At 65.9% G+C, this 11,294-nt stretch carries 9 protein-coding genes and 2 riboswitches; of the genes, 4 read left to right on the forward strand and 5 right to left on the reverse strand.

From position 1 onward, the window contains the following. Positions 1 to 42: 42 nt before the first annotated feature. The 5 genes from DBR00_RS20325 to cobG all read right to left on the reverse strand — a co-directional run bounded on the left by DBR00_RS20325 (position 43) and on the right by cobG (position 5,479). The gene (locus DBR00_RS20325; protein WP_108489268.1) at positions 43 to 669 is read right to left on the reverse strand and encodes a GNAT family N-acetyltransferase; all 627 of its coding nucleotides are present in this window, start codon (positions 667 to 669) and stop codon (positions 43 to 45) included. Between the two features lie 290 nt (positions 670 to 959). After that, positions 960 to 2,621 carry a precorrin-3B C(17)-methyltransferase gene (gene cobJ, locus DBR00_RS20330; RefSeq protein WP_108538108.1) on the reverse strand — a complete coding sequence of 554 codons (1,662 nt, stop codon included), beginning with the start codon at positions 2,619 to 2,621 and terminating at the stop codon, positions 960 to 962. 134 nt (positions 2,622 to 2,755) lie between these two features. Then, positions 2,756 to 3,508: a precorrin-2 C(20)-methyltransferase gene (locus tag DBR00_RS20335; protein WP_177480037.1), complete on the reverse strand. Its 753-nt coding sequence runs from the start codon at positions 3,506 to 3,508 to the stop codon at positions 2,756 to 2,758. Continuing rightward, positions 3,505 to 4,131: a precorrin-8X methylmutase gene (locus DBR00_RS20340; protein WP_108488673.1), complete on the reverse strand. Its 627-nt coding sequence runs from the start codon at positions 4,129 to 4,131 to the stop codon at positions 3,505 to 3,507. The genes DBR00_RS20335 and DBR00_RS20340 overlap by 4 nt, the downstream gene beginning before the upstream one ends. Further along, positions 4,124 to 5,479 carry a precorrin-3B synthase gene (cobG, locus tag DBR00_RS20345; RefSeq protein WP_108538114.1) on the reverse strand — a complete coding sequence of 452 codons (1,356 nt, stop codon included), beginning with the start codon at positions 5,477 to 5,479 and terminating at the stop codon, positions 4,124 to 4,126. Before cobG ends, DBR00_RS20340 begins: the two co-directional genes overlap by 8 nt. Before the next feature lie 237 nt (positions 5,480 to 5,716). Next, positions 5,717 to 5,918: riboswitch (cobalamin riboswitch) on the reverse strand. A gap of 58 nt (positions 5,919 to 5,976) precedes the next feature. Between cobG and cbiE the strand changes: the two genes are divergently transcribed. From cbiE to DBR00_RS20365, 4 genes are all read left to right on the forward strand, one after another. After that, complete coding sequence (cbiE, locus tag DBR00_RS20350; protein WP_108487982.1) at positions 5,977 to 7,179, forward strand: precorrin-6y C5,15-methyltransferase (decarboxylating) subunit CbiE; 1,203 nt, start codon at positions 5,977 to 5,979, stop codon at positions 7,177 to 7,179. Then, positions 7,176 to 7,892, forward strand: a complete 717-nt coding sequence (locus DBR00_RS20355; RefSeq protein ID WP_108487981.1) for a cobalt-precorrin-6A reductase — start codon at positions 7,176 to 7,178, stop codon at positions 7,890 to 7,892. The genes cbiE and DBR00_RS20355 overlap by 4 nt, the downstream gene beginning before the upstream one ends. 225 nt (positions 7,893 to 8,117) lie before the next feature. Next, positions 8,118 to 8,834 (forward strand): (2Fe-2S) ferredoxin domain-containing protein, encoded by a 717-nt coding sequence (locus tag DBR00_RS20360; RefSeq protein WP_108487980.1) that lies wholly within the window; start codon positions 8,118 to 8,120, stop codon positions 8,832 to 8,834. A 62-nt stretch (positions 8,835 to 8,896) separates the two neighbouring features. After that, a riboswitch (cobalamin riboswitch) is annotated at positions 8,897 to 9,102 on the forward strand. Between the two features lie 173 nt (positions 9,103 to 9,275). Further along, the coding region (locus tag DBR00_RS20365) for a TonB-dependent siderophore receptor (RefSeq protein ID WP_256583096.1) at positions 9,276 to 11,294 on the forward strand (2,019 nt) is incomplete at its 3' end.

Genomic DNA, 11,294 nt, shown 5'->3' on the forward strand with positions numbered 1-11,294 from the left:
TTGATGGGTAAGCAAAGCGTTGCCCACCAGCAGATCTCCAAGCTACTTGCTGAGCGCTGGTGCGTCCTCTCCACGGGCCGGGCGCAGGGTCGGTGTGTCGTCCGCCAGCAACGTGCGCGCCGCCGGATCGGTGGCCAGCAGGCTGTATTGGTGCAGGCTGAGGAAACGTCCGTTTTTGTACTCCACATCCCGCAGAGTTCCCTCAAGTACAAAGCCAAGCCGCTCCAGCAAGCGGCCGCTGGCGGGGTTTTCTGGCTCGACATCGGCGTGGATGCGGTGCACGTCGAGGGTGCCCAAGGCAAAGCGCAGGATGGTGGGCAGGCAGTCTTGCATCAGCCCCCGCCCCCAGTACTCCGGCATCAGCCAGTAGCCGATGTCCAGGCAGCGGTCGGTGTAGGAACCTTCATTGAAGCCACAGGCGCCCACTAGCTCATCTCTCCCCGGCAAGGCGATGCCCCACCAGATGCCCCGGCGCTCTTCCAGCAACGCGTCGTACCAACGCATCTGCTCGTCTGTCGCTTCGAGGCTGTCGTAAGACACTCCGTAGTGGGCAATCACCTGCGGATGGGATAGCCCAGTGAAAATCGCATTGACGTCACGGCGCTGAATCCGCCGCAGCGTGCAGCGGGGCAGGCAGAATTCGGGAAACTCGTCAGGAAGGTACTTCATGGTCCGACTCATAGGATTAGTTCAGTGCCGGTATGCTCGCAGCAAAGGGTACAGGAGCACAGGGACAGCTAGGCGGGGGTTGGGTGGTACAGAGAAGAACAAAGTGGGACAAGGAATAAAGTGGCACAGATTTATTTACCGCTGTCAGGCGGCTGCTGGGCGTTTTCCGCCCAGCGCTTGAATCTCGTAGGATGGGTTGAGCGCAGCGATACCCATGCTGCTGCAAGCCCATCATTTATGAACCGTAAAAACCCTGATGGGTATCGCACGCTCAACCCGTCCTACGTTTGTTACGTCTGTGGGTAGCTGCGCGGCGTATACACCCACTCCCCACCCTCGGCACGGGGGAAGCGGCAGGTTTGGCTGGAGCCGATAATCACCAGGGTGCGCATATCAACCATCTCTGGCGTCAGTTCGCCCAGGGTGAGGGTGCGCAGGGTTTCGCCGGGGCGGCCGATGTCGCGGCCGAGGACCACCAGGGTGTCTGGTGTGCGTTGCTGGCGGACGATATCCAGCGCGCTGCCGAGCTGCCAGGGGCGGGCTTTGGAGATGGGGTTGTAGAAGGCCATCACCAGGTCGGCGGCGGCGGCGTGGGCCAGGCGTTTTTCGATAATCGCCCAGGGCTTGAGGTTGTCCGACAGGGAGATCAGGCAGAAGTCGTGGCCCAGCGGCGCGCCGGCTTTGGCGGCGGTGGCCAGCGCAGCGGAAACGCCGGGGAACACCTGCAAGTCGACCCGCTGCCATTCGGCGTCGGTCGATTCATGCAGGGCTTCCAGCACGGCGGCGGCCATGGCGAACACGCCGGGGTCACCGGACGACACCACCACCACGCGCCGACCGCTGGCGGCCAGTGCAAAGGCATGGCGGGCGCGCTGCATTTCTTCGCGGTTATCGGTGCAGTGGCGCACCTGCTCCGGGCGCAGTGGGCCGGCCATCTTGATATAGGTTTCGTAGCCGAGCAGGTCCTGCGCCTCATCCAGCGCCTGGCGCGCAGCGGGCACCATAAATTCGGCGGCGCCGGGGCCGAGGCCGATCACCGTCAGGCGGCCACGGGGGCGGCCGAGTTGGCTGGCATCGATGGGTGCTGCGGCCAGCAGCAGGCGCAGGTTGGCGTGCTGACTGTGCAGCGGCGGCAGTTGCTGCGCGTCGTCGATAAAACGCAGCGGCAAGTTGAGCTGTGCGGCGGCGGCGTGCAGGCCGGCGTTGGCCATCAACTCTGGTGCGGCCAGCAGACAGGCCAGGCTTTGCGCGGCCAGGTTGCTGGCTTGTAGCGCCTGTTGCAGTTCGCTGAGTAAGTCGGCGCTGGCGCGGTCGATCCATACGGCGACCTGCTGCGGGTGGATCAGCAGTTCATCGGCATTCGCCGCTCGACTGTGTGGGCTGATATGGATCACCCGTGCGGCGTCGTCAGTCACCGGCAGCTTGGCCTGGATCAGCCAGGGCGCGTCACCTTCGATACGCACGGCCTGGCCGCCGAGCAGGTCGCTGACAAAGCCTTTGCCTTGCTCAAGATCGGCCAACACATAGCCAGCGGGCGGCTCGAGCAGGCAGGTGCCAAAACGCAGTTCGCCGCTGGTGGTGATCGCCGCGCTGACCTGCAGGTGCGCGGCCAACTCACGCGCCATGCGGTTGACCCCGCCCAAGCCGCCAAGCAGCGGCACCACGGCGCTGCCATCTTCGGCCACGGCCAGCACCGGCGGCTCGCGGTCTTTCTCGCCGAGCACGGCGGCCAAACTGCGAATCACGATGCCGGCGGCGCACAGCACGATCAGCGGCGTGCCGGTGCGGTAGAGCGCACGCAGGTTATCGCCGAAATCCTCATAGGTGCGCTCAACGTCTGTCACTCGGCTGCCCTGGCCGTGGATCTCAGCCTGCGGATACCGCGCCTGGATGCGCCGCGCGCAGGGCAGAGCAGAGGGGCCGAGGATGATGATGGCGGGAGCGGCGGTCATAAGGTGTTCCAGGCTACGGTGAGTGGGCTGTGCGATGGCGCTTTTGTGGGCGTGGTCGGGGGGCGATCCGCTTTAGCCGCAATGGCCACAGCATGTCGCGGCTAAAGCCCCTCCCACGGGTTGTTTGCAGTTTGCTAACCGCGCCATTTCTCGCCGGGGATGACGATCATCGAGAAGTAGGGCGAGGACATCGGCTCCACTTCGTCCAGCGGCACGATGCGCTGGTTGCCCATGGTCGCGCGCTCGACGTAATGCGCGCGCTGGTCGATGCCCAGCTCCTGCAGCACACGGCGGACTTTCTCGAAATTGCGCCCGAGCTTCATGATCACGGCGGCTTCGGCGCTGTGCAGGCGCTGCTTGAGTTCGTCTTCGGGGAGCACGCCGGAGAGCACGTTTAACGATTGGTTGCGGTACACCAGCGGGGTGCCGAGCACCGAGGCGCAACCGAGCATGGAGCACACGCCGGGCACCACTTCGACGTCGTACTGGCCGGCCAAACGGTCGTGCAGGTACATGTAGGAGCCGTAGAAAAACGGGTCGCCTTCGCAGATCACCGCCACATCCTGGCCGGCGTCGAGTCGGGCGGCGATCTGCACCGCGCAGGTGTCGTAGAAGTCGCTGATCACATCTTCATAGCTGAGCGGTGCGGCGAGTTTTTCCGTGGTCACCGGGTAGACCAGCGGCAGGCGCTGCTGGGCGTCCGTCAGGTGCTGCTCGATGATGCCGAAGGCATTGCCGCCCTGGCCTTTGTTGGCTTTAGCCTTGGCCACGAAGTAGCCAACCACCGCCGCCGATTGCAGCAGGCGCAGGGCCTTGAGGGTGATCAGCTCGGGGTCGCCGGGGCCGACGCCGAGCCCCAGCAGGCGGCCTTTTTGTAGCGTCATCATTCCACCTCCGTGGCCAGGGCGTTGACCGCCGCCACCGCCATGGCGCTACCGCCGCGCCGGCCGCGCACGATCACATAGGGCACGCCACGGCTGTCGGCAGCCAGGGCGTCCTTGGATTCGGCGGCGCCGATAAAGCCCACCGGCATGCCGATGATCAGCGCCGGTTTCGGTGCGCCGGCGTCGAGCATTTCCAGTAGGTAGAACAGCGCGGTGGGGGCGTTGCCGATCACCACCACGCTGCCTTCCAGGTGCTCGCGCCAGTGCTCAAGTGCCGCTGCCGAGCGGGTGTTGCCCAGCTCGCGGGCGAGGGACGGAACATCGGCCTCATGCAGCGTGCAGATCACCGGATTGGCGGCAGACAGGCGTGAGCGGGTGATGCCTTCGGCGACCATCCGCGCATCGCAGAGAATCGCCGCCCCCTTGGCCAGCGCGGCGCGGCCGGCAGCGCCTGCGCCGGGGGAGAAGCGCAGGTCTTGCACCACATCGACCATGCCGCAGGCGTGGATAACCCGCACCGCGAGCTTTTCCAGATCGGCCGGAATAGCGCTGAGATCAGCCTCGGCGCGGATGGTGGCGAAGGACTGGCGGTAGATTTCCTGGCCGTCGCGGATGTACTCAAGCATCACTGTTTCCTGTTGCGCAGTGGGCGGCGAACCAGTCGCCGGCCTCGTCAATAGTCATGGCGCTGGCCAGCAGCTGACCGAAACCGGCCGCTTCAGGCGTGCGTTGATAAAGCTGGTAATGCCCGGCGCTGCTGGCCAGCAAGGTAAAGGGCGCGGTGTGCGCGGCGGCGCAGGAGCGTGGGCAGGCACTGAGATGCACCTGCGGCCGCGCTGTGCTGGCGCGCAGGCGTTCGGCCAGGCGCAGGGCATCGGCCTTGCTGTCGCTCAGGCCTTTGCCGCAGGCGGCTGAGCCGGTGCAGGCGATCAGATTGCTAAGTGGTTCCTGCGCATCGATCAGCAGGCCGAGTTCGGCCAGTGTGTGCAGCAGGTTGTCTGCCGAGTGCTCGGGGATATTCGGCAGCAACAGACCCTGCCAGGGCGTCAGGCGCAGGCTGGCATCGCCGCAGTGCTCGGCCAGATCGGCCAGGATTTTGAGTTGTGCGCCGTCGATCCGGCCCAGGCGCGAGGCGGCGGCGACCAGGCGCAGGTCCGCTTGCTGCTGTGGATAAATGCCCATCGGCGCGCGCGGGCTGACTGGTTTGCGTTGCCAGTCGGTCGGTGGCACTTGGATGGCAAAGGGCAGGCGCTTTTGCAGCTGCTGAAGCAGCTGGTTGGCTGGAATCACGCTGAGCAGCTGGCGCATCCGGCTGTGTTCGCTGCCAGCCAGATCGAGGAACAGCCTGAGCAGCTGTTCCACCAACGGCACGGCTTGCTCAACGTTGACCACGCCCAGCGGCTGATCACCTGGGCAACCCGCCAGGCCAAAGGCCAAGCGAGCTGACTTACCGGGCAGGGCGCTTAGCCAGATATCGTGGGGGTGTTTGAGCATGGCCAGGGCTTCGCCGCCGTCCAGCTGAATAGCGAACTTGGCCGATAGCCCATGCAGCGCCGGGGTGGTTTGCAGCAGCTCAAGCAGCGCGGCGGCCAGCGGGCGGGTGTCGAGCAAGGCCTGCGGATCGATGCCGGCGGCAGGGCTGAGTAGCAGATTGCGCACATCGTCGGCGGCCGGGTTGCTCGGGCCGAGGCCGGCAGCCAGCAGGCGCTCGATCAGCTCGGCTTGCTGGCCGGGCAATACGCCACGAATCTGCAGATTGCTGCGGTTGGTCAGCTCCAGCACACCGCTGGCGCAGCGCTCGGCGGCTTCGGCGATGGCGCGTGCCTGTTGGCTGCTGAGTACGCCGCCGGCCAGCTTGACCCGGCAGATGCCGCCGTCCAGCGCCGGAACGATACGCAGCAGGCCGGGGCACGCCGATCCCGGTTTATCGGGGCGTGGGGCCGGTATCTCGACAGTGGTGGCAAGGTCGCGCAACAAGTTCACCAGCAACAACGAACCTGTCTACGATCTGCTGCGCGTCGGCCCTACTGCGTTAAAACCAGGCTCGGAATGCTCATGTACAGCTCGTACATTCCGCTTCCTCGCCTGTTTTTGCCTTGTAGGTCTCTAGCTCGCTAGATCGAAAACAGGTTCTACGACGCGGCGACCGAACCAGCGAAATCCGCCCACAGGGGATTTCATGGCATCGGTACACCCCGCCCGATGTTGGCACTCGCGACTCGCGTCGTCGGCAGGTCTCCTGGCTGACAGGTCATCATCTGGCGCGGCCTTCCCAGTTTCCCAGTGGCGCAGTGGCGGCAGACTCGCTGTTTACAGTTGCGGGGGCAGCTCGGTCACGATCAGCGGATCGTTCCGGATTCCCTCTTAGGCCCCTCGCACCATGGCGGTGGGCACCGACGAAGGCTGTATTATGCCCGCTTTGTTTGATGCGCTGACACCCTAGCTTGTCGGGCGGGGGCAGAGGAGTGGGTATGACGGCCTGGTTAACCCTGGTGGGCATTGGTGAAGACGGTTACGCCGGGCTGGGTGAGGCAGCGCGCCAGGCGCTGGGCGAGGCGCAGTGGATTGTCGGCAGCCCACGCCAGCTGGCGCTGCTGCCCAGCGATCTGCCAGGGCAGCACGAGCGCTGGCCCAGCCCCTTTAGCCTGGAGCCGGTAATGGCGCGGCGCGGGATGCCGGTGTGCGTGCTGGCCAGCGGTGACCCACTGTTCTATGGCGTGGGTGCGAGCCTGGCGCGGCAGCTGCCGGCGGATGAATTGCGGGTGTTCTCTGCGCCCTCATCCGTCTCACTGGCTGCTGCTCGCCTGGGTTGGCCACTGCAGGACGTGACGGTGCTGTCGCTGGTGGCGCGGCCGTTGGCGGCGCTGCAGGCGCAGATTTTCCCCGGCGCGCGGCTGCTGCTGTTGAGCAATGACGGCGACAGCCCGGCGGCGGTGGCCGAGTTGCTGCGTGAACGCGGTTTTGGCCCCAGCCGGCTGACCGTGCTGGAGCATCTGGGCGGCGATCAGGAGCGTCGCATCGACGGCCTGGCCAGTGATTGGACCGCGCCGCACGTCGCTGACCTCAATCTGCTGGCAATCGACTGTGTGGCGGGCGCCTGTGCGCGTTTGCTGCCGCTCACGCCAGGTTTGCCGGACGATGCTTATCAGCACGACGGCCAGCTGACCAAACGCGATGTGCGCGCTATCACCCTGGCGCGCCTGGCGCCGCAACCCGGTGAGCTGCTCTGGGATGTCGGCGCCGGCTGCGGCTCCATCGGCATTGAGTGGATGCGCGCGCACCCCAGCTGCCGGGCGCTGGCCATCGAGGCTGATGCCGGTCGTCAGGCGCATATCCAGCACAACCGCGATGCCCTCGGCGTGCCCAGCTTGCAATTGGTGGCCGGCCGCGCGCCCGAAGCCTTGGCCGGATTGGCCGCGCCGGATGCGATCTTTATTGGTGGCGGGGTGACCATCCCTGGCGTGCTCGAGCAGTGCTGGGCCAGCCTCAAGCCGGGCGGGCGTTTGCTGGCCAATGCCGTGACCCTGCAAAGCGAAGCGGCGCTGGTGGCCTGGCGCGAGCAGGTGGGCGGCGAGCTGACGCGCATCAGCGTGGCCCAGGCGCAGCCGCTGGGCGGCTTCGACACCTGGCGCAGCGCCTTGCCGATCACCCTGCTGGTGGTGCGCAAGCCGTGAGTCCGCGCATCTTGCTGCTCGGCGGCACCACCGAGGCCTTGCGTCTGGCGCGCCGCCTTGGCCCTGAAAGCATCTACAGCCTGGCCGGGCTGGGCCGGGTGCCGGATGATTTGCCCTGTCAGGTGCGTGTTGGCGGCTTTGGCGGGGCGGAAGGATTGGCGGCGTTTATCCGCCAGCGGGGCATCGAACTGCTGCTCGACCTGACCCACCCCTATGCCGCGCAGATCAGCGCCAATGCCGCCCGCGCCGCCGAGCTGAGCGGGATTGCCTGCTGGGCGCTGCGCCGCCCCGGCTGGCAGGCCGGCGAGGGTGATGACTGGCGTGAAGTGGATAACTGGGCCGGTTTGATCGAAGCCCTGAAGGATTTCCGCCGTCCGCTATTTACCCTCGGCCGCGAGCCGCTGGAACACCTGCACGAGATACCCCCGCATCAGCACTGGACCGTGCGCTGCCTGACGGCCCAGCAAGGCGTGCCGCGTGCGGAGATTATCGGCGCGCGCGCGCCGTTTGCGCTGGATGAGGAGCGTGCGTTATTTGCTCGTTTAGGCACCGATGTGCTGATCAGCAAGAATAGCGGCAGCCAGTCCACCGAGCCGAAACTGCAGGTGGCGCGGGAGTTGGGTTTGCCGGTATTGCTGCTGCGTCGGCCCGAGTTGCCAGCGGTGGATCGCGAGTTTGTCAGCCTTGAAGCGCTGGCCGAGGCGCTGTCGTAGGATGGGTTAGCGCTGCCAATCGACGGTCAGGCGGACAGCCACTGAGTCCTGCGCAGCGCGTCACCCATCGAATAGCGGCTGAGTCTGCCACGGTGGGTTTCGGCGCATCGGGCAATGCAGCTGGCTCACGACCTGTTCTATGCGCCTAACCCACCCTACGGGGCGGCTGGGTTGCCCAACGGAAAACAGCGCCTGTTAGACTGCCGCCCCGCTTTGGAGGCCGCCATGACCACGCCCGTTTCCCCTTACGCCCGCATTCTGTTTGTCGGCCCCGACCTGGCCGAGGGCTCGTTTGCCGAGCTGCTGCGCCGCCGTCTGGTTGAGCTACGCGGGGAAGCGGCGCTGGCCGATATCGTCGATACCAGCGCGGGCTATGCGCCGCTTTGGCAGCGCGTGGCCGAGGCTGAGCGGCCGTTGCTGGTGATCGACCTGGAGCCGCAGAGCAGCAGCCCGCACCTCGATTGGCTGCGCAGCGAACTGTGCCAGCAGGCCAACCCTGAGCAGCTGTTTGTCGCCAGCGCCATTGGCCAGGCTGAAGGCCTGCCGGTGGAGGCTGCCTGCGCGCTGATCGAGCGCCCCGAGCTGCACCTGCCCTGTGTGGGGGTGGCCGCCGTGCCGGGGCATCACGCCTGGTCGCAGATTCCGCCGCACGCGCAGCGCCTGCTGCTGTGCAACGGTCCGCGCTGCACCCGGCGTGGCGCGCTGGACCTGTGGAAAACCCTGCGTCAGCGGCTCAAGGCCGCCGGCAAACTGGAGTGCGAGGGTGGTGTGCATATCACCCGTACGCAGTGTCAGTTCCCCTGTGATCTGGGTCCGACCGCCAGCCTCTATCCGGCCGGTGAGTGGTTTCGCGTGCGTGATGAAGCCGAGCTGATCCGTCTGGTCGATGAGCGCCTGGTGGCTGGTCGCGCCGTGCCCGAGCTGCGCATTGATCAAGGCTGAGAAGACCGCTGTAGAGCCATTCGGCAACAGCTAAAAACTTGACGCGGATTGGCCTGAATGGTCATATCCGCGCCGTTTCAGGTGTCTCACGCCGCCGTGCGTGAGGTTAAACGGGAAGTCGGTGCGCCCTTTGGGCCAGTCCGACGCTGCCCCCGCAACGGTAAGCGAGCGACGTCATCACGATGCCACTGTGCAGTTTCTGCATGGGAAGGCGATGGCTTCATGACCCTCGTAAGCCCGGAGACCGGCCTGATTCTAAGAGCCTGAATAGGTTCTTAGGGATGTTGTGCGCTGCCCGTGATGCAGCGGCAACTCCCAACTGTTTGGCAACCCGCGGTGGGCGGGCGTTGACGCCGATCGTGGGTGCCTGTGCGCCCGTGTTTTGCTGTTGCGCGTTTCCATCGGGATTGCCGTGCCTATCCCTTTTGCGATGGAAGCATCATGGCGCGCTATCCCCTGTCTCAACTCTCTGTTTCCCTTGCCCTGTGCCTGGCCGGTACGGCTGTGGCGGGCGAGCCCCCGGTCAATTTGCCGGCCACGACCGTTCAGGCCAAGGCTGCTGCGGAGGGCGAAAGCGATCTGCATACGCCCACCAGCAGCGGTTCGCGCCTGGGCCTGAGCGCCCTGCAAACCCCGGCCAGCACCAGCAGCCTGAGCGGCGCGCAGGTGCGCGGGCGTAACAACCTCAGCGTGCAGGACGCGGTCACCCGCACCCCTGGCATCAGCAGCATCGGCAGCCCTGGCAATGGCGGCACCGCGCTGTCGGCGCGTGGCTTTACCGGGCACAGTGCGACCATGCAGCTGTATGACGGCACCCGTCAGTATGTCGGGGCCGGCACCGTGACCTTCCCGGTCGACACCTGGTCGGTGGCGCGCGTTGATGTGCTACGCGGCCCGGCCTCGGTGCTCTACGGTGAAGGCGCGACCGGCGCGGTGATCAACGTGGTGCCGAAAAAGCCGTTCAGCGGCGCCATCAGCAACCAGCTGCGCCTCGGCTACGGCAGCGACGACCGCCGCCAGGCTGCGCTGGACAGCGGCGGCTCGCTGAGCGATGCACTGAGCTACCGCCTCAACCTCAATCAGCTGGCCAGCAACGGTTGGGTCGATGACGGTGAGTCGCAGAGCCAGGCGCTGAGCGCCGCCTTGCGTTGGGATGCCAGCGATGCGTTGAGCTTTACCCTGTCTCATGATCACGGCGATCAGGACCCGCAGCGCTACCTGGGCACGCCGCTGGTCGCCGGCCAGTACCGCGAGCGCCTGCGCGAGCGTAATTACAACGTTGATAACGCCGAGGTTCGCTACAACGACCAGATCACCCGACTGGTCAGTGACTGGCGCATCAACGATGCCCTGAGCGCCAGCAACCAGCTCTACTACATCAAGACCCAGCGCTACTGGCGTAATGCCGAGTCCTATCGCTGGCAGCCGGGTGATCAGGTCAAGCGCAGCGATTTCTACGAGATCAAGCACACCCAGGAGCAGGTCGGCGACCGCCAGACCTTCACCCTGGAGCACGCCCTGTTCGGCTTGGATAGCCGCAGCGTGGTGGGCGTGGATTACAACCGCATCCACTTCGCCCGCCAGCACGACTTTGCCAGCAGCTTCACGGACAGCGTGCCGCTCGCCGGCAGCGGTGGCGGTCAGTACCAGAGCACCGATCCGCTGGGGTATGGGCCGCGCGAACGCAACCTGGCGCGGCAGTTCTCGCTGTTCGCCGAGAACCGCACTCAGCTGACCGAACGCCTGTCGCTGGTCAGCGGTGTGCGCCGCGATCAGCTGCATATCCAGCGCGACAACCTGCTGAACGACAGCAGCGCCGACCGCAGCCTGACGGGCGACAACTGGCGTGCCGGGTTGGTCTTCGAGGTCACGCCCGAGCTGTCGCTGTACGGCCAGTACGCCACCAGCACCGAAGGCGTGAGCAACCTGCTGACGCTCAATCCGACGCAGCAGCAGTTCGACCTCAGCGAGGCCAAGCAGACCGAAATCGGCCTTAAGCAGGCGTTCTGGAATGGCCAGGGCGAATGGACGTTGGCCGCTTACCACATCGTCAAGGAGAAGCTGCTCAGCCGCGCCACCCCGACCGCGCCGACCGAACAGATCGGCCAGCAGTCTTCCGACGGCCTGGAAGCCACCCTGGAGCTGGCGCTGGGCCAGGGTTGGCAGGTCTCGGCCAACGCCGCGTGGGTGCGTGCCGAGTACGACGACTTCCGTGAAGCCGGTGGTGACCGCAGTGGTAATCGGCCGACCAACGTGCCACGGCGCACCGCCAACCTGTGGCTGAGCAAGGCGCTGAGCGAGCAGGTGGATGCCGGGCTCGGCGCACGTTATGTCGATGCGCGCTACGCCGACACGGCGAACAGCGTGACGCTGCCGAGCTACACCGTGGTCGATGCCACTGTCGGCTGGCAGGTGCAGGCGGATGTGCGTATGGGCCTGGAGTTGAACAACCTGTTCGAC

The sequence above is a fragment of the Pseudomonas sp. HMWF032 genome, from assembly GCF_003060885.1.
Classification (GTDB): Bacteria; Pseudomonadota; Gammaproteobacteria; order Pseudomonadales; family Pseudomonadaceae; genus Aquipseudomonas.